Genomic DNA, 18,656 nt, shown 5'->3' on the forward strand with positions numbered 1-18,656 from the left:
GTCGGGTTTACCTGTTTTGGAGTGTGGGATGAAAGTAACCTTGCCTAAGTTTGACCGTGCCGGAGTGTTGGTCGTAGGTGACGTAATGCTAGACCGCTACTGGTATGGCCCAACCAGCCGTATTTCACCGGAAGCGCCGGTGCCGGTGGTGAAAGTCAATACCATTGAAGAGCGTCCGGGCGGTGCGGCAAACGTGGCGATGAACATTGCCTCTCTCGGCGCGCGTTCCTGCCTGATTGGCCTGACCGGTGCCGATGATGCCGCCCGTGCGTTGAACGAACGTCTGAGCGAAGTCAACGTCAGCTGTGATTTCCTCGCGGTGCCAACTCATCCAACCATTACCAAGCTGCGCATCCTGTCGCGCAACCAGCAGTTGATCCGCCTCGATTTCGAAGAAGGATTCGAAGGGATCGATCTCCAGCCGATGCTGGAAAAAATCAAAACCGCCTTGCCGCAGACGGGCGCGATGGTGCTGTCCGATTACGCCAAAGGCGCATTGAAAGACGTGCAGGCCATGATTCAACTGGCGAAAGCTGCGGGTGTGCCGGTGCTTATCGATCCGAAAGGCTCCGATTTCGAACCGTATCGTGGCGCCACGCTGCTGACGCCGAACCTGTCCGAATTCGAAGCCGTTGTCGGAGCCTGCAAGACCGAAGATCAGCTGGTGGAAAAAGGCATGGCGCTGATTGCCCGCTTCGAGCTGTCGGCGCTGCTGGTGACCCGCTCCGAGCAGGGCATGACCTTGCTGCAACCGGGCAAACCGCCGCTGCATCTGCCGACGCAGGCGCAGGAAGTCTACGATGTTACCGGTGCTGGCGATACGGTGATTGGCGTGCTGGCAACGGTTCTTGCCGCGGGCAACAGTCTTGAAGAGGCCTGTTTCCTTGCCAATGCCGCCGCCGGTGTAGTGGTCGCCAAACTCGGGACGTCAACCGTCTCTACCGTTGAACTGGAAAACGCCATACATGGCCGTTCCGAAACCGGTTTTGGCGTGATGAGCGAAGCCGAATTGCAGGCAGCCGTGGCGCAGGCGCGTCAGCGCGGCGAGAAAGTGGTCATGACCAACGGCATCTTCGACATTCTGCATGCCGGTCACGTGTCTTATCTGGCGAATGCCCGCAAGCTCGGCGATCGTCTGATTGTAGCCGTCAACAGCGATGCCTCGACCAAACGCCTGAAGGGTGAAACCCGCCCCGTGAATCCGTTGCCGCAGCGTATGGCGGTACTCGCCGCGCTGGGTGCGGTCGACTGGGTCGTGAGTTTCGAAGAAGATACACCCCGTCGGCTGATAGCCGGGATCCTGCCGGATCTGCTGGTGAAAGGCGGCGATTATCAGCCGCATGAGATTGCAGGCTGTGATGAAGTCTGGGCCAACGGCGGCGAAGTGAAAGTGCTGAACTTCGAAGACGGTCTTTCGACGACAAAAATCATTAATCAGATCAAATCACAAGAGTAGTTTTCATCTCATTGATAACATAATTGCCGTCAAAAAAAGGCCCACAAATGTGGGCCTTTTCTATTGTTCGCCGTGCTGGCTTGACGAAAGCTGAAATGCTCCGTCAATCAGGCAATAGGCTTGTCGATTTTTGGCGCAGCGGCCGGAGAAGATGCCGTGGTTCGGCGCGGTAGACGTTGGCGGAGCGAAAGTGTCGGCCTGCGGAGTATTCATGGTCGGTGCAATCGGCGCAGTAGGTGCGTTATTGGCGTTGGCCAGTTTGCCTTCAAGCTCGGCCAGACGCTGTTCCAGCAGGGTCAGCTTTTCGCGGGTGCGCAGCAGAACCTGCGTCTGCACGTCAAACTCTTCGCGGTTGACCAAATCCATACGGCTGAACTGCGCCTGCAGGACCTGACGGACTTTCTTTTCGGTATCTTCACCAAACTCGCGGATCCCTTTTGGCATCGCTTCGTGGACCTGGCGAGCAATTTGTTCAATTTTTTTAGTGTCGATCATCGTCGTTACCCTGTTTCAGAGAAGTGGCTTTCTCTTAGTGTAATGCCTGAATGGCATTCTATAAACCTATCTGCATGCTTTTAATAGCACAACGGGTGCATTGCTCCGTCCATTCATTGGCGTTATAGTTGACCTGCTTATTCTCAGGGCGGGGTGCAAGTCCCCACCGGCGGTAAACCACAGAGTATGTGATGAAACCCTTTTCGTCATCGTGGAAGCCCGCGAGCGCTTGTGTCTTTTCATCTGATGAAAGGCAGAAGGTCAGCAGATCCGGTGTAATTCCGGGGCCGACGGTTATAGTCCGGATGGGAGAGAGTAACGACATGAAGGGCCTCGATGCCCGCTACGTTATTTATCGTTATGGTCTGCCATAGGCACGGCCATGCTATCTCCGCAAGACGCCCTGATTCTGGTAATCCATTTATTTTAAAGCATTAATGAGGTTATTTTACCATGAATCAGACTCTACTTTCCGAATTCGGTACACCTGCCGAGCGTGTTGAACGTGCTGTTGCCGCCCTGCGCAACGGACAAGGTGTGATGGTGCTGGATGACGAAAATCGTGAAAACGAAGGCGATATGATTTTCGCCGCAGAAACCATGACCGTCGAGCAGATGGCGCTGACCATTCGCCACGGCAGCGGCATTGTCTGCCTGTGTCTGACTGACGAACGCCGTCAGCAACTCGAGTTGCCGATGATGGTCGAGCATAATTCCAGCCATTATCAGACCGGTTTTACGGTCACTATCGAAGCGGCTAAAGGCGTGACCACCGGCGTTTCTGCAGCCGATCGCCTGACTACCATTCGCGCGGCAATTGCCGACGACGCTACGCCTTCCGATCTCAATCGCCCCGGCCACGTATTCCCGCTGCGCGCGCGCGATGGCGGCGTATTAACGCGTCCGGGCCATACCGAAGCGACTATCGATCTGGTCAAGCTGGCCGGATTCCGCCCTTACGGCGTGCTTTGCGAACTGACCAACGATGACGGCACGATGGCGCACGCGCCCGAAGCCATTGTTTTTGCCAACCAGCACAACATGCCGGTCGTCACCATTGATGACCTGGTGGCCTATTTGCAGGGCTGAGTTTCGCGACACGCGTGACGGCTGTTATAACCCGTGACTTCATGATTCAGGCCGACCTTCTGCGTCGGCTTTTTTCTGACATTACCCATCAAATTTTTTGAATATCTTCATCATGCTTATCCGGCAGATCCGGGGCGATAAAGCGAGTAGTCTTTTCCCCATCGAGCGGAGCAATACGGCATCCGCGACCTCTTGACCAGGCGGTAAGGAAAATTTTATGACTACTTCACGTATGCCTGCGCTGTTTCTTGGCCACGGAAGCCCGATGAACGTGCTGGAAGACAACATTTATACCCGTGCATGGGAAGCGCTCGGGAAAACCCTGCCGCGTCCGAAGGCGATTCTTGCGGTGTCTGCGCACTGGTATACGCGAGGAACGGCGGTGACGGCAATGGAACATCCGCGCACCATTCACGACTTTGGCGCGTTTCCACAGGCGCTGTTTGATGTCCGTTATCCGGCTCCGGGTTCCCCGGCGTTGGCAGAACGGATTCAGGCACTGCTGTCGCCGGTTGCCGTGCAGGCCGACACCGGCGAATGGGGATTCGATCATGGTTCGTGGGGCGTGTTGACCAAGATGTATCCCGATGCGGATATTCCGATGGTTCAGCTCAGCATCGACGGCACCCAACCGGCAGAATATCATTATCAGCTGGGGCAAAAGCTGACGGCGCTGCGCGACGAAGGCGTGATGATTGTGGCGAGCGGCAACGTGGTGCACAACCTGCGTATGGTGAAATGGGAAGGTGATGCCGAGGCTTATCCGTGGGCGAATTCCTTCAGTCAGTTTGTGGTAGACAACCTGCACTGGAAGGGCGACGCCAAGGATCATCCATTAGTCAACTTCATGCAGCATGAAGGGGCGGCGTTGTCCAATCCCACGCCTGAACACTACCTGCCGCTGCTTTACCTGCTGGGATCCTGGGATGGCGTTGAACCCATCACTTTGCCGACACAGGGCATTGTGATGAGTTCGTTGAGCATGCTGTCTGTCCAGCTGGGTTAAGCGCGGATCGCAGGCTTTCTATCAATCGACAATAACGTGAGGATAAAAGCGTGAAAGATCCTGAGTGATCAGCGCTTTATCTTCACGTAAGCCTATCCCGCACGGCGTATCGTCAACCAGCCAGCTGCCAATCAGGGTATAGCTGTCGTTATGGCGCGGCATGGGGCAATATTCCTGCACAATCATGCCTTCCTTTCCGTATGGGCCGTCGGCGCTGGCGACTTCCTTGCCGTTGTCGATAATGCGAATATTCGCGCCCTCACGGGAGAACAGCGGTTTTATCACGTAGCGTTCCATCGGCGGATGCGCGTCTTCGGCGAAGTAGGACGCCAGCAGATTAGGATGATGAGGGAACATTTCCCATAGCAGCGGCAGCAGTGCCTTGTTGGAGATAATCGCTTTCCAGGCCGGTTCCAGCCAGCGCACGCCCGCATCTTCGAGCTTGGTCGAAAATGTTTCGCGGAACATGAATTCCCACGGATACAGTTTGAATAGGTTGCTGATGACCTGATCCTGCGGATCGGTAAATTGCCCGCGCTCGCCCAGACCAATCTCTTCTATATACAGAAACTCGCTGGCGAGATCGGCCTCGAGCGCGCAGTCCTGCAAATACTGCACGGTGCCGCGATCCTCTTCTGTATCCTGGCAGCAGGCGAAATGCAGCAGCGAAAAACCGTGCTGTGATTTTAGTTCGCCGAAACGTTCAATCAGTTTTTCCTGCATGCTGTTGTACTGATCGGCCTGCGGCGGCAGTTTGCCTGCCGCGATTTGATCTTCGAGCCACAACCATTGGAAAAACGCGGCCTCATAGAGAGAGGTCGGCGTATCGGCGTTATTTTCAAGAAGCTTGGGCGGATTAACGCCGTCATAAACCAGATCCATACGCGAATAGAGCGAAGGCTGGTGGGTGCGCCAGGAGGCGCGAACAAATTCCCGGACATGTTTCGGGATCTGGAATTTAGCCATTAATGCATCGCTGGCGACGACCTTTTCGACCACCTGCAAACACATCTGATGCAACTCTGCCGTCGCCGTTTCTATCTGTTCAATCTGCGCCAGCGTAAACTGATAATAGGCATCTTCACACCAGTAGGGTTCGCCGTACATGGTGTGAAAATTGAAGCCGAATTCCGTGGCCTTTTCGCGCCAGTCGGGACGCTCCTGTATGGCTACACGTTTCATGCCTAGCCACCCATGCTGCGGGAAGGGGAACGTGTGGCCGATGCCGAGCTACGCTGTATGGAGGTCTGTTTGGCGACGCTTTCGCCGAAACCGCCGCGCGTTACCGTGCTGGTGGTGGCCGGTTTAGGGGCCAAAGCGGTGCGTGGAACATTCATGCTGCGCCCGGTAGTCGCGGGACCATAGCTCTTGCCGCTGGAATCGACGAATTTGCCGCTGGCAGGGCTGCCCGCGTTTTTCGAGGTAAACAGCGGTTGCTGCGCATAGCCGCCACCGCTCATCATGCGGCCCATCATAAAGCCGGCCATCAGCGGCATCCACATGCTGCCGCCCTGTTGCGATTCGGCCGACATACCGGCCTGTGCCGGGGTCTGAGTACACTGCGACTCACCGAATTCGGCGACGCAGTCTGCGCGGTTGGCGTATTTTGGCGCTGTCTTGGCGGCTTCGGCCTTGGCATCGTTGAATGCTTTGGTACATTGCGCGCTATTGGACGGATTGGCTTTGGAGCAGTCGTCGGCGTTTCTGGTAAAGCGAGACGTTTTCATCGCTTTTTTCACAGGCGCTAAGCATAAAAACGGCGCTGATTGCGACAGCGGCGGGCGTAATGCGCGAGCTGCGCCAGGTTTTACGAAAAGTCGCCAGATTGACGTTTTGTGTCCGTTTCATTTTATTTATCCCATCGTCGGGCGTGACCGCCCTTTACCCAGAGTAGGTTACAGTTGTAACAGAATAAGAATAAGGTAAAGGTGCTTACAATTAAAGCAGGAAAGTCCATCGTTACCAGACTTTACGTTCGGAGGGGGTAACGCGCCGTTTATCGGCGTGCCGAAAGGAAAAACCGCCCATGACAGGCGGTTTTGAACAGGTTTCAGGCAATAATCGATGGTTAGTTACGGAAAGGATTACCGCTGGTTTTTACCGTTTTCGGAGCAACCGGTGTGCTGGCACGTTGCACGGGTGCCGCAGGTGCTATGCTTGGGTTGCCTTCATCGACGGCGGCATTCTGTTGTGGCGTCTCGGGCGCGACCTGTTCCGGATTGGTCGGAACCGGCGCACCCAATGCGCCATTGAGCGACAGCAGGTCATTCTCATTCAACGTGCCGAGCGCCGATTTCACGTTTAGCTGGTTGATAAGATAGGTATAACGCGCACTGGAAAGTTGCTGCTTGGCATTGTAGAGCGTGGTGGTCGCGTCAAGCACGTCGACAATGGTACGCGTGCCGACCCGATAACCGGCTTCGGTGGCATCCAGCGAGCTTTGCGCAGAAACCACGGCCTGCTTGTAGGCGTTGATGCTGCTGATGGACGCTGAAATATTGTTGAAAGAGGAACGCACGGTCTGCACGACGCTGCGGTGCGCGCTTTCAAGCTGCTCGCTGTAGGTAACGAAGTTGTACTGCGCCTGTTTGACCTGCGAGGTGACGGAGCCGCCGCTGTACAGCGGAATCGTCAGGCTCAGGCCGACCTTGTTTTGCCCGGCATCGCTGTCTTGATAGCTGGAACCTTCGCCGGTTCTGGAGCCGTTATATTTGGTGTTGCTGATGCCGCTTGAAGCGGTGAGATCCAGTGTTGGCATGTGGCCGGTCTGGTAGTAGCGAATCTCTTCACGCGCCAAATCCTGCGACAGACGCGCCGACAGCAGACTGAGGTTGCGGTTTTCGGCTTCTCTCAGCAGATTGGCCACCGGCTCGGGGCGCTGGGTGGTGAACGTATTGATGTTCAGCGAAGCCAACTGCGGATAGTAAACCCCGGTCACCTGACGCAGCACTTCGAGCGCGTTGTCGAGCGTATTGCGGGCCGTGACTTCGTTGGCCAGAACGGTGTCGTATTCGGAACGGGCATTCTGCACATCGGTGATGGCGACCAGGCCCACGTTGAAGCGCTGGGTGGTTTGATCCAGCTGGCGATAAATAGCCTGTTTTTGCGCTTCCGTGTAAGAGAGCGCATCAATCGCACTCAAAACGTTGAAATAGGCGGTGGCGGTGTTCAGAATAAGGGTCTGCTGCGCGGTCTGGAAGGTCACGTCGGCAATACCGGCGGTTTTTTCCTGCAGGGTCAAGGCACGCCATTTGGACATGTCGAAAATCGTCTGCGTCAGCTGCAATGAACCGCTAGTCTCATTACTGTTTACACCGTTGGCATCGCGATAGCCGTTGTTGTAAGCGTAATCGACACCCAATCCCAATTGCGGCAGCAACGGACTGCGTGCTTCATTAATTTTCTCGAATGCAGCATCACGCGTCGCACCTGACGCACGCAAATCCGGGTTACTTTCCCTGGCTTGCTTGTAGACCTGCACGAGATTTTCAGCCTGGCTTACCGTGCTGACGCCGCCGAGGCTCAACGCGATGAGAAGAGGGAGCAGTTTCTTCATTTGCATTCCTTGTAGTGCAGCAATGTTATTATTTAATGCTGTCATTAAACCATAAAGGTATCGACGCGGATTCTAGCAGAGACCCGTGAGAAAATTGCATGGCCTAATGTGCCATCTCTGCCGCGCGAATCCAAATCTACCACAAATAACCTTGATTATTATTACCGCATCTTCATCTAAATGTTCCGATGAGGAGATTAAAAACTTTTTACCGCTAACGGGAGAACGTTTTATGGCCAAATTCAAAGATTCACCAGTCAGTTACGGCAGGAACGATCTGGAAATCATTGCCGTCGAAAACCGCTACCAGGGCTTCTTCGCCATCAACGCCTACCGTTTTCGCCATCGTCTGTTCAATGGCGAAATGAGCGGTGAGGTGGTGCGCGAAGTTTTTGAGCGTGGTCATGCGGCGGTTCTGTTACCTTATGATCCTGTAACCGACGAGGTTGTGCTCATCGAGCAAATCCGTCTCCCCGCGCTGGAAAGCAGCGAAACACCGTGGCTGCTCGAGATGGTCGCAGGTATCATCGAAGAGGGCGAAACGGTTGAAGATGTCGCGCGCCGCGAGGCCGCCGAAGAGGCAGGTATCACTGTAAAACGCTGTAAACCGGCGCTGAGCTATCTGGCAAGTCCGGGTGGCACCAGCGAACGACTTTCCATTATGGTAGGGGAAGTCGATGCCTCCAAGGCAGAAGGAATTCATGGGCTGGACACTGAAAATGAAGACATCCGGGTACATGTGGTGAGTCGGGAGCAGGCTTATCGCTGGGTGGAAGAAGGAGCCATAGATAATGCGGCATCGGTCATTGCTCTGCAATGGTTGGCGCTGCACCATGAATCTCTTAGAAAAGAATGGGTTAAAGAATGATTAAGCGCTACGTTCCCGATTTTCCCGAAATGATGCGCCTGTGCGAAACCAATTTCGCCCAGCTGCGTCGTTTGCTCCCTCGAAACGATGAAGTCGGGCAGACAGTGTCATATCAGGTGACCAACGCGACCTACCAGCTGAAAATTCTGGAATCGACACGCTATACTTCATTGGTTGAAATTAGCCAGACGGCACCGGCCGTCTCTTACTGGAGCCTGCCTTCGCTTACCGTGCGTCTTTATCATGACGCCATGGTTGCCGAAGTGTGTGCGAGCCAGCAGATCTTTCGTTTCAAAGCACGCTATGATTATCCTAACAAAAAGTTGCATCAGCGTGATGAAAAGCATCAAATTAACCAGTTCCTTGCCGATTGGTTGCGCTATTGTCTGGCGCATGGAGCTATGCCGGTTCCGGTTTGTTAGACAGACTTCAATAACAAAGGATCGAATTTGGAAAGCCTGTTTACGCTGCCTTTGGTTGATGGGGCCAAAGTCAGGATACTTCAGATTACTGATACCCACCTCTTTGCGGGCGAAGAGCAGACTTTGCTGGGCGTAAACACGTTTCGCAGCTATCGCGCCGTGCTGGACGCCATTTGCGCCCGCAATCACGAGGTGGATATCATTACCGCAACCGGCGATCTGGCGCAGGATCAGTCGCTCGAGGCCTATCACCATTTCGCGCAGGGTATCGCCAGAATCGATGCGCCCTGCGTGTGGCTGCCCGGCAACCACGATTTTCAACCGGCGATGGTCGATGCACTGGCCGAAGCTGGCATTCGCCCCTCCAAGCAGGTTCTGCTCGGCAATCAGTGGCAGGTCCTGCTGCTCGACACCCAGGTATTCGGCGTGCCGCACGGCGAAATCAGCGAGTATCAACTCGAATGGATGACGCGCTGTCTGGATCAGTTCCCCGAGCGCTACACCCTGATTATGCTGCACCATCATCCGCTGCCTTCCGGCTGTACCTGGCTCGATCAGCACAGCCTGCGCAATGCGCACACGCTGGCCGCCGTGCTGGAAGATTACCCGCAGGTTTCCACGCTGATTTGCGGGCATATTCATCAGGAGCTGGATCTCGACTGGTACGGCAAACGGCTTTACGCAACGCCTTCCACCTGCGTCCAGTTCAAGCCGCACTGCACCAACTTCACGCTGGACAGCCTCGCGCCCGGCTGGCGTTATCTGACACTTCATCCCGACGGTCGTGTTGAAACCGAAGTCTGTCGTATCGACAGCGACGAGTTCAGCCCCGATGCCGACGCAGAAGGTTATTAATGAGCACTTTGCTGTATCTGCACGGCTTCAACAGTTCGCCTCTCTCCGCCAAGGCCACTGCGCTGAGAAGCTGGCTGGCCGACCATCATCCGCATATCGAGATGGTTATCCCGCAGCTGCTGCCGTATCCGGCCGATGCCGCCGAGCAACTTGAGACGCTGGTGATGGACCGTTCGGGCGAGAAAATCGGCATTGTCGGCTCCTCGCTCGGCGGATATTACGCGACCTGGTTATCGCAATGCTTTATGTTGCCGGCGGTAGTGGTTAATCCTGCCATTCGTCCTTATGAACTTTTAATCGACTACCTGGGTGTCAATCAGAACCCCTACACCGGCCAGCAATATGTGTTAGAGTCTCGCCATGTTTACGATCTCAAAGTGATGCAGATCGAACCTTTGGAGTCACCCGATCTACTGTGGTTGCTCCAGCAAACCGGCGATGAGACCCTCGACTACCGTCAGGCCGTAGCCTATTTTACCGCGTGCCGCCAGACCGTAGAACCCGAGGGCAATCATGCATTTGTCGGGTTTGAACGTTATTTCTCACCGATTGTGGATTTCTTGGGGCTGGCTACGGATTAATTTTCGCCAGCAACAGTATCGTTCACTCACAACCAGAGCCACGAATTAAAAAACGATGAGTCAATCAACTTATAACGCGGATTCTATCGAGGTTCTCAGCGGCCTCGAACCTGTGCGCCGCCGTCCGGGCATGTACACCGATACCACCCGGCCAAACCACCTGGGACAGGAAGTTATCGATAACAGCGTCGATGAGGCGCTGGCGGGCCATGCTCGTCGAATCGAAGTTATTCTGCACGCCGATCAGTCACTTGAAGTGACCGACGATGGCCGCGGCATGCCGGTGGATATCCACCAGGAAGAGGGCATTCCTGCGGTTGAACTGATTTTCTGCCGTCTGCATGCGGGCGGTAAATTCTCCAACAAGAACTACCAGTTTTCGGGCGGTCTGCACGGCGTCGGCATTTCCGTGGTTAACGCCCTGTCGACGCGTGTGGAAGTGACCGTGCGTCGTGACGGCCAAATCTACAACATGGCCTTTGAAAACGGCGACAAGGTGCAGGACCTGACCGTGACCGGCACCGTCGGCAAACGCAATACCGGCACCAGTGTCCATTTCTGGCCCGACGGCAGTTTCTTCGACAGCCCGCGCTTCTCCGTAAGCCGTCTCAGTCACCTGCTGAAAGCCAAGGCGGTGCTGTGTCCGGGCGTCGAGATTGTGTTCAAGGACAAGGTCAACAATACCGAACAGAGCTGGTGCTATCAGGACGGCCTGACCGATTACCTGATGGAAGCGGTCAACGGCCTGATTACGCTGCCGGAAAAAGCCTTTGTCGGTGCGTTCGCCGGTGATACCGAAGCGGTAGACTGGGCGCTGCTGTGGCTGCCGGAAGGCGGTGAAATGCTGACCGAAAGCTACGTCAACCTGATCCCGACCATGCAGGGCGGCACGCACGTCAACGGGCTGCGTCAGGGTCTGCTTGATGCCATGCGCGAGTTCTGCGAATACCGCAACATTCTGCCGCGCGGTGTGAAACTGTCGGCGGAAGATATCTGGGAGCGCTGTGCCTATGTGCTGTCGGTCAAGATGCAGGATCCCCAGTTTGCGGGGCAAACCAAGGAGCGTCTGTCTTCCCGTCAGTGTGCGGCCTTTGTTTCCGGCGTAGTGAAAGACGCATTTAGCCTGTGGCTGAACCAGAACGTACAGGCCGCCGAACAGCTGGCCGAACTGGCGATTTCCAGCGCCCAGCGCCGTATGCGCGCCGCGAAGAAAGTGGTGCGTAAAAAGCTGACCAGCGGTCCGGCACTGCCCGGCAAACTGGCTGACTGCACCTCGCAGGATCTCAAAATGACCGAACTGTTTCTGGTCGAAGGGGATTCCGCAGGCGGCTCGGCAAAACAGGCGCGCGATCGTGAATATCAGGCTATCATGCCGCTGAAAGGCAAAATCCTGAACACCTGGGAAGTCTCGTCGGACGAAGTGCTGGCCTCGCAGGAGGTGCATGACATCTCTGTGGCGATAGGCATCGATCCCGACAGCGAAGATCTGACCCAGCTGCGTTATGGCAAAATCTGCATTCTTGCGGATGCCGACTCCGACGGGCTGCACATCGCCACGCTGCTGTGCGCGCTGTTTGTACGCCATTTCCGCTCGCTGGTACGCGGCGGTCACGTCTATGTCGCGATGCCGCCTCTTTACCGTATCGACCTCGGCAAGGAAGTCTTCTACGCGCTGGATGAAGAAGAAAAGACCGGAGTGCTGGAACAGCTCAAGCGCAAAAAGGGCAAGCCGAATGTGCAGCGCTTCAAAGGTCTGGGCGAGATGAACCCGCTGCAACTGCGTGAAACGACGCTGGATCCAAATACACGTCGTCTGGTACAGCTGACAATAGACGAAGAAGATGTCGACCAGACGCTGCGCATGATGGACATGCTGCTGGCGAAGAAAAGATCGGAAGACAGGCGTAATTGGCTTCAAGACAAAGGCGATACTGCCGAGCTGTCTGTTTAACCGGTATCAGTCTTCATTCAGGGGGTTGGCTGTCGTTGCCGCCTACCTGAATTTTGAATGATAAGGGGTTAACTTGCGGATTGTTTTTTAGTCAGGGCGTGGCCCTAAACAAAAAAACCGGAGTTTTTGGCTCCGGTTTTTTTATGGGGCAGGACGTTATCAGGCGGTTTCGATGATATTGATCTTGACGTCTACCACATCATTTTTGATGTTTTCACGATGCGCGTGCATGTGCGCGGCCTGCTGATGATCTTCGAGATGTGCCAGACTCGCCCAGTCTTCGACCATAAAGATGGAGTCGGGCGCGCTTTGACGCCACGGGATCTGTCCTTTCACATCGATAAAAGGCTCGTAACGATGGCAGCCTTTCTCTTCCAGTACGGTCGGCAGCAGCTGGCGGATTTTTTCCAGTACAGCATCGCGGCGGCCCGGCTTGATGATGATTTCAGCAATCACGGTTATCATAAAAACCTCGGTTTCCCTGAAAATTTGCGGGCCATCGAAACAGTCCGACCCGCTCGAATAATGCTTTCACAGTGTGGCAATAAACGCTTGGTTTGCCAAATGCGGAAAGTTACTCGGCAGTTTCAGCCTGACCGAATACGTTATCCAGATGCGCACGATAGTTGGCAAAGTAACCCTCGATATCAGGCTGCTTGATGACGTCGTTGCACATAAAGGTCGGCAGGGTGTCCATACCGATGAACTGGTTGGCCTTGTGGAACGGCAGGTAAACGCCGTCTACGCCCACGCCGTGGAAGAACTGGTCTTTATCTTCGAATGCTTCAAGCGGCGCATTCCAGGTGACGGACAGCATGTACGCGGTGCCTTGCAGCAGGCCGCCGGAGCCGTATTTTTTGGAGGCGTCGGAACGGGTACGGCCATCGCTTTCATACAGACGACCGTGGCCTTCCGTGAAGACTTCGTCGATGTATTTTTTCAGCGTCCACGGCGCGCCCATCCACCAGCCCGGCATCTGATAAATGATGGCATCGGCCCACAGGTAGCTCTGGATTTCGGCTTCTATGTCGTAGCCTTCTTCAAGATGGGTGACGCGAACGCTATGGCCCGCATCACGCAGAAAACTGTCGGCAATGTCAGTCAGGCTGATATTGAGGGCACCTTTGGAGTGGGCAAAGGTTTTTCCGGCGTTGATAATCAGTATGTTGCTCATAGCATTGGCCTCGTTGGTAAACTTATTAAACGAAGTGTACACAATATTGTTGCAGATAAAAATGTGCGCTAGAGCACAATACTATTGTCAGGCTGGCAATAATCGAGGGGGCTTATCGACTTTTTACGCGGAGTTTGAGCATAACATGGGCGACCAAAACACAGCAACTGTGACAGCAATACGCCATTTGATGTACTATCGCGGTCATCATCGCCATGTGCCGAGGCATCTGCGCGCGAAGTCCTCCTTGTTGTCCAGAAATTGTCTGGAACAGAATCAGAACACAGTCCAGAACGTTTATTTTCCAGCACAATAGTGCCACGGGTCTGAGGATAAAAAATTAATGAGTGAAATGACTCATGACGGGACAGAGCGCATTGCTCTGCACACGTTTACCGAAAATGCCTACCTGAATTATTCCATGTACGTCATCATGGACCGGGCACTGCCTTATATCGGCGACGGCCTGAAGCCGGTTCAGCGTCGAATCATCTACGCGATGTCCGAACTGGGTCTCGGCAATAGCGCAAAATTCAAGAAATCCGCCCGTACCGTCGGCGACGTACTGGGTAAATACCATCCGCACGGCGACAGCGCCTGTTATGAAGCGATGGTATTGATGGCGCAGCCTTTCTCGTATCGTTACCCGCTGGTAGATGGTCAGGGAAACTGGGGCGCGCCGGATGACCCGAAATCCTTCGCCGCGATGCGTTATACCGAATCGCGCCTGTCGAAGTATGCCGAAGTTCTGCTGCGTGAACTGGCGCTGGGCACGGCGGACTGGGTGCCAAACTTCGACGGCACCTTGCAGGAGCCGAAGATGCTGCCTGCGCGCCTGCCCAACATTCTACTGAACGGCACTACCGGTATCGCAGTCGGTATGGCGACGGATATTCCGCCGCACAACCTGCGTGAAGTCGCCAATGCTGCCGTCGCCCTGCTCGAAAAACCGGGCAGCACGCTGGAAGACCTGCTGGAATACGTGCAGGGGCCGGACTTCCCGACCGAAGCAGAAATCATCACCCCACGCAATGAAATCCGCAAGATTTACGAGTCGGGCAAAGGCTCGGTGCGTATGCGCGCGCTGTGGAAAAAGAGGACGGCGAAGCAGTCATCACGGCCTTGCCGCATCAGGTTTCCGGTGCAAAAGTGCTGGAGCAAATCGCCAGCCAGATGCGGGCCAAAAAGCTGCCGATGGTTGAAGACCTGCGCGACGAGTCGGATCACGAAAACCCGACGCGTCTGGTCATTGTGCCGCGCTCCAACCGTATCGATCTCGACCAGGTCATGAACCATCTGTTTGCGACCACCGATCTCGAGCGCAGTTACCGCATCAACATGAACATGATAGGTCTGGATAATCGCCCGCAGGTGAAAGGGCTGGTAGATATCCTCACCGAATGGCTGTCTTACCGCCGTGAAACGGTGCGCCGTCGTCTGAATTTCCGTCTCGACAAGGTGCTGAAACGCCTGCACATTCTTGAAGGCTTGCTGATCGCCTTCCTGAATATCGACGACGTTATCCATATTATTCGTTCCGAAGACGAACCCAAGCCCGTATTGATGGCGCGCTTCGCCCTGAGCGAAACCCAGGCCGAATCCATCCTCGAGCTGAAACTCCGTCATCTTGCCAAACTGGAAGAGATGAAGATTCGCGGCGAACAGGCCGAGCTCGAGAAAGAGCGCGATCAGCTGCAGGCGCTGCTGGGCTCCGAGCGTAAGCTCAGTACGCTTATTCGCAAAGAAATTCAGGCCGATGCCGAGGCTTACGGCGATGAGCGTCGTTCGCCAATCATCGAGCGCGGCGAAGCCAAAGCCATGAGCGAAAGCGACATTATTCCGTCCGAGCCGGTTACCGTCGTGCTGTCTGAAATGGGCTGGGTGCGCAGTGCCAAAGGGCACGACATCGACCCGACCGGTCTTAGCTACAAGGCAGGCGACAGTTTCCGCAGTGCCGCGCGCGGCAAGAGCAATCAGCCGGTGGTGTTTATCGACTCCACGGGGCGCAGTTACGCGCTCGACACCAATACGCTGCCATCGGCACGCGGGCAGGGCGAGCCGTTGACCGGCAAGCTGACACCGCCGCCGGGCGCGACCATCCAGCAGGTGCTGATGGCCGCCGACGACCAGAAACTGCTGATGGCGTCGGACGCCGGTTACGGCTTCGTGTGTAACTTCTCCGATTTGGTCGCCCGTAACCGCGCCGGTAAAGCCATGATTACGCTGCCGGAAAACGCCAGAGCCTTGCCGCCTATCGAGCTTGACGGCGAAGACAACATGCTGCTGTCGATAACTCAGGCGGGCCGCATGCTGATGTTCCCGGTGGCCGACCTGCCGCAACTGTCGAAAGGCAAGGGCAACAAGATTGTCTCTATTTCGGCGGCAGATGCAGCCGCGGGCGTCGACACGCTGGCATGGCTGCTGGTGCTGGCACCGCAGTCATCCATCACGCTGCACGTGGGTAAACGCAAACTGACGCTGCGCCCTGAAGATTTACAGAAATTCAGCGCAGAAACGCGGCCGCAAAGGCACGCTGTTACCGCGCGGGCTTCAGAAGATTGACCGTGTGGAATATGACGCGCCTTCGCGCCCGACAATCGGAAATAGCGAAGAGTAAGGTTTTTTTCAGCTATCCTTTCAGGGCACTTCGGTGCCCTGAATAATCTTTACCGTGGCAGCATCATTTATTCTTTTGGGTTTTAGGCACAAATCACTTACTTTGTTGCAATCAACATTGTTTGTATTAATAAAAACCCGTTCAGGGTGAAGAATAGCTATTGTATAGAGCGTGCCGAGGCACGAGAATAGTCCAGCGGCAAAGGAACGACAGAGTCGGCTTCATGCTGATGTCGGTTGTATGCTTAAGAGGGTGTTATGTTATTTATTTTTCGCGTTATTTATGTCGTGGTTTTCTCAATTCTGGTATGTATATTCGGTTCGATTTATTGCCTTTTCAGCCCAAGAAATCCTAAACATGTCGCGACTTTCGGCCATCTCTTTGGCGGACTGGCACCGATTTTCGGCCTGAAGGTAGAACAGCGTATTCCTGCCGATGCCGCGCAAAACGGCAACTGTATTTATATCGCCAATCACCAGAACAACTTCGACATGGTGACCGTTTCAAACATGGTTCAGCCACGTACCGTTACCGTGGGCAAGAAAAGCCTGCTGTGGATCCCGTTCTTCGGGCCGCTGTACTGGCTGACCGGTAACCTGCTGATTGACCGCGAGAATCGCGCAAAGGCGCATGGCACCATCTCTCAGGTGGTGGCGCAAATCAAAAAGAAAGACGTCTCTATCTGGATGTTCCCCGAAGGCACCCGCAGCCGCGGCCGTGGCCTGATGCCGTTCAAAACCGGTGCCTTCCACGCGGCCATTGCGGCAGGCGTGCCTATCGTGCCAATCTGCGTTTCCAACACTAATAATAAGATCAAGCTCAACCGCTGGAATAACGGGCTGGTTATTATTGAAATGCTGCCGCCGGTGGATACCACGCAGTATGGCAAGGAGCGTTTACGTGAATTGTCCGAGCACTGCCGCCAAATTATGGCCGATAAAATTGCCGAGCTTGATGCCGAAGTCGCCAGACGTGAAGCCGACGCAAAAGTAAAAAAATAAGCCGATTGCTAATCATCCGAACGGGTCGGGGAATTTCTTCCCTGCCTGACGGCGATTATTTAGCGTCCGTCACCATTGAAGGTTAGCGGGCTACCCCGAGATTCTGATTTTGTTTTCATGGAGAAGATATGTCCCTCAGTCGTCGTCATTTTTTACAGGCATCGGGTATGGCTCTCGCTGCCGGATCGTTGCCGCTGAGGGCACAGGCTGCCGGTGTACAACCCGCACTTCCCGTTCCTCCCCTGATTGAATCCCGCCGTGGACAACCGCTGTTCCTGACGCTTCAGCCGTCGCACTGGTCATTTCTTGGTGGCTCGAAAGCGCCGGTCTGGGGATTCAACGGCATGTATCTCGGCCCGACAGTGCGGGTCTACAATGGCGATGACGTCAAACTTATTTACAGCAACCGCCTGCCGGCACCGGCTTCCATCACCATCAGCGGCTTGCAGGTTCCGGGCACGCTGACCGGCGGCGGTGCGCGCATGATGTCGTCCGGCAGCGACTGGTCGCCCGTGCTGCCCATTCGCCAACCCGCCGCAACGTGCTGGTATCACGCCAACACGCCGGAACATATGGCGTCGCAGGTCTACAACGGACTGGCCGGAATGTGGCTGGTGGAAGATGAAGTCAGTAAAAGCCTGCCGCTGCCGAATCACTATGCGGTCGACGATTTCCCGATAATCCTTCAGGACAAGCGGCTGGACAACTTTGGCGTGCCGCAGTACGACACGCCTGCCAGCGGCGGATTCTTTGGCGATACCATGCTGGTCAACGGGGTGCAGAGCCCTTACGTCAACGTCTCGCGCGGCTGGGTGCGCTTGCGTCTGCTCAATGCCTCCAATGCCCGACGTTATGAATTGACCATGACCGACAATCGGCCGTTCCACGTCATTGCCTCGGATCAGGGATTCCTGCCGACGCCGGTGAGCGTACAGCGTCTTTCGCTTGCGCCGGGCGAACGTCGCGAAGTGCTGGTGGATATGACGCAGGGCGACGAGGTGTCGATTACGGCGGGTGAAGCGGCGGGCATCATGGACCGGTTACGCGGGCTGTTCCAGCCGTCGAGCATTCTGGTGTCAACGCTTGTACTCACTATCAAGCCGACCGGCCTGCTGCCGCTGGTGACCGACAACCTGCCGATGCGGTTACTGGCCGATCAGCTCATCGTGGGCAATGTGGTGCGCAGTCGCGAATTCCGTCTTGGCGACAATCAGCCCGGCATTAACGGCGCGGTGTTTGACCCGTCAAGAACCGACGTGCAGGCGATGCAGGGAACGTGGGAGCGCTGGACGGTGCACGCCGACCTGCCGCAGCCGTTCCACGTTCAGGGCGTCACCTTTATGGTCAAGACGGTCAATGGCGCTGCGCCGCTGATTGAGGACGCCGGATTCAAGGATACTGTGTGGGTCGACGGGGAGGTGGAGCTGCTGGTCTATCTTAACCAGCCTTCCTACGAGCATTTCCCGTTCTTCTTCTACAGCCAGACGCTGGAACTTGCCGACCGTGGCACGATGGGCCAGATGGTGATTCAGCCTTCGGCAGGATCCTGAGTCCGCGCTTGCCCCCACCCTTGCGGCGGGGGCAG

At 55.4% G+C, this 18,656-nt stretch carries 16 protein-coding genes, 1 pseudogene and 1 riboswitch; of the genes and pseudogenes, 11 read left to right on the forward strand and 6 right to left on the reverse strand.

Translation table 11 applies throughout. The annotated features are described in order from the left end of the window. Positions 1-28: 28 nt before the first annotated feature. Positions 29-1,456, forward strand: a complete 1,428-nt coding sequence (hldE, locus tag O1V66_RS20250; protein ID WP_045049119.1) for a bifunctional D-glycero-beta-D-manno-heptose-7-phosphate kinase/D-glycero-beta-D-manno-heptose 1-phosphate adenylyltransferase HldE — start codon at positions 29-31, stop codon at positions 1,454-1,456. A gap of 60 nt (positions 1,457-1,516) precedes the next feature. Here the strand turns inward: hldE and ubiK are convergent, their stop codons facing one another. Next, positions 1,517-1,951, reverse strand: coding sequence for a ubiquinone biosynthesis accessory factor UbiK (gene ubiK, locus O1V66_RS20255; RefSeq protein ID WP_269127982.1), 435 nt, complete (start codon positions 1,949-1,951; stop codon positions 1,517-1,519). Positions 1,952-2,086: 135 nt separating this feature from the next. Next, positions 2,087-2,272, forward strand: a riboswitch (FMN riboswitch). Between the two features lie 132 nt (positions 2,273-2,404). On the opposite strand from ubiK, the gene ribB reads away from it, so the two are divergent. After that, the gene (gene ribB, locus O1V66_RS20260; protein WP_045049122.1) at positions 2,405-3,040 is read left to right on the forward strand and encodes a 3,4-dihydroxy-2-butanone-4-phosphate synthase; all 636 of its coding nucleotides are present in this window, start codon (positions 2,405-2,407) and stop codon (positions 3,038-3,040) included. A 217-nt stretch (positions 3,041-3,257) separates the two neighbouring features. Then, positions 3,258-4,046: a 4,5-DOPA-extradiol-dioxygenase gene (ygiD, locus tag O1V66_RS20265; protein ID WP_045049123.1), complete on the forward strand. Its 789-nt coding sequence runs from the start codon at positions 3,258-3,260 to the stop codon at positions 4,044-4,046. Positions 4,047-4,067: 21 nt separating this feature from the next. On the opposite strand, the gene O1V66_RS20270 is transcribed toward ygiD, so the two are convergent. The 3 genes from O1V66_RS20270 to tolC all read right to left on the reverse strand — a co-directional run bounded on the left by O1V66_RS20270 (position 4,068) and on the right by tolC (position 7,602). Beyond that, positions 4,068-5,228, reverse strand: a complete 1,161-nt coding sequence (locus tag O1V66_RS20270; RefSeq protein ID WP_045049124.1) for a glutathionylspermidine synthase family protein — start codon at positions 5,226-5,228, stop codon at positions 4,068-4,070. A gap of 2 nt (positions 5,229-5,230) precedes the next feature. Beyond that, positions 5,231-5,773, reverse strand: a complete 543-nt coding sequence (locus O1V66_RS20275) for a DUF1190 family protein (RefSeq protein WP_269127983.1) — start codon at positions 5,771-5,773, stop codon at positions 5,231-5,233. A 341-nt stretch (positions 5,774-6,114) separates the two neighbouring features. Continuing rightward, positions 6,115-7,602, reverse strand: coding sequence for an outer membrane channel protein TolC (gene tolC, locus O1V66_RS20280; protein ID WP_045049126.1), 1,488 nt, complete (start codon positions 7,600-7,602; stop codon positions 6,115-6,117). Between the two features lie 232 nt (positions 7,603-7,834). Between tolC and nudF the strand changes: the two genes are divergently transcribed. Genes nudF through parE form a run of 5 tightly spaced genes read left to right on the forward strand, consistent with a single transcriptional unit; the run spans position 7,835 to position 12,279 of the window. Next, complete coding sequence (gene nudF / locus O1V66_RS20285) at positions 7,835-8,470, forward strand: ADP-ribose diphosphatase (RefSeq protein ID WP_045049127.1); 636 nt, start codon at positions 7,835-7,837, stop codon at positions 8,468-8,470. Beyond that, the gene (locus O1V66_RS20290; RefSeq protein WP_045049128.1) at positions 8,467-8,892 is read left to right on the forward strand and encodes a DUF1249 family protein; all 426 of its coding nucleotides are present in this window, start codon (positions 8,467-8,469) and stop codon (positions 8,890-8,892) included. The genes nudF and O1V66_RS20290 overlap by 4 nt, the downstream gene beginning before the upstream one ends. Positions 8,893-8,919: 27 nt before the next feature. Next, entirely contained in the window at positions 8,920-9,747 is an 828-nt protein-coding gene (gene cpdA / locus O1V66_RS20295; protein ID WP_045049129.1) for a 3',5'-cyclic-AMP phosphodiesterase, read from the forward strand. After that, on the forward strand, positions 9,747-10,328 hold the full coding sequence (yqiA, locus tag O1V66_RS20300) for an esterase YqiA (RefSeq protein ID WP_045049130.1): 582 nt from the start codon (positions 9,747-9,749) through the stop codon (positions 10,326-10,328). Before cpdA ends, yqiA begins: the two co-directional genes overlap by 1 nt. Positions 10,329-10,383: 55 nt before the next feature. Further along, entirely contained in the window at positions 10,384-12,279 is a 1,896-nt protein-coding gene (parE, locus tag O1V66_RS20305; protein ID WP_045049131.1) for a DNA topoisomerase IV subunit B, read from the forward strand. Positions 12,280-12,438: 159 nt separating this feature from the next. On the opposite strand, the gene O1V66_RS20310 is transcribed toward parE, so the two are convergent. Both O1V66_RS20310 and O1V66_RS20315 read right to left on the reverse strand, forming a co-directional pair. After that, positions 12,439-12,744 (reverse strand): putative quinol monooxygenase, encoded by a 306-nt coding sequence (locus O1V66_RS20310; RefSeq protein WP_045049132.1) that lies wholly within the window; start codon positions 12,742-12,744, stop codon positions 12,439-12,441. A 109-nt stretch (positions 12,745-12,853) separates the two neighbouring features. After that, complete coding sequence (locus O1V66_RS20315; protein WP_045049133.1) at positions 12,854-13,453, reverse strand: NAD(P)H-dependent oxidoreductase; 600 nt, start codon at positions 13,451-13,453, stop codon at positions 12,854-12,856. 343 nt (positions 13,454-13,796) lie between these two features. On the opposite strand from O1V66_RS20315, the pseudogene parC reads away from it, so the two are divergent. From parC to ftsP, 3 genes and pseudogenes are all read left to right on the forward strand, one after another. Next, positions 13,797-16,070: pseudogene (gene parC / locus O1V66_RS20320) on the forward strand (DNA topoisomerase IV subunit A). A 257-nt stretch (positions 16,071-16,327) separates the two neighbouring features. Beyond that, entirely contained in the window at positions 16,328-17,071 is a 744-nt protein-coding gene (locus O1V66_RS20325) for a 1-acylglycerol-3-phosphate O-acyltransferase (RefSeq protein WP_045049135.1), read from the forward strand. A 128-nt stretch (positions 17,072-17,199) separates the two neighbouring features. Further along, complete coding sequence (gene ftsP, locus O1V66_RS20330) at positions 17,200-18,621, forward strand: cell division protein FtsP (protein WP_045049136.1); 1,422 nt, start codon at positions 17,200-17,202, stop codon at positions 18,619-18,621. Positions 18,622-18,656 lie beyond the last annotated feature (35 nt).

The organism is Rouxiella chamberiensis, assembly GCF_026967475.1.
GTDB classification, from domain to species: Bacteria; Pseudomonadota; Gammaproteobacteria; order Enterobacterales; family Enterobacteriaceae; genus Rouxiella; species Rouxiella chamberiensis.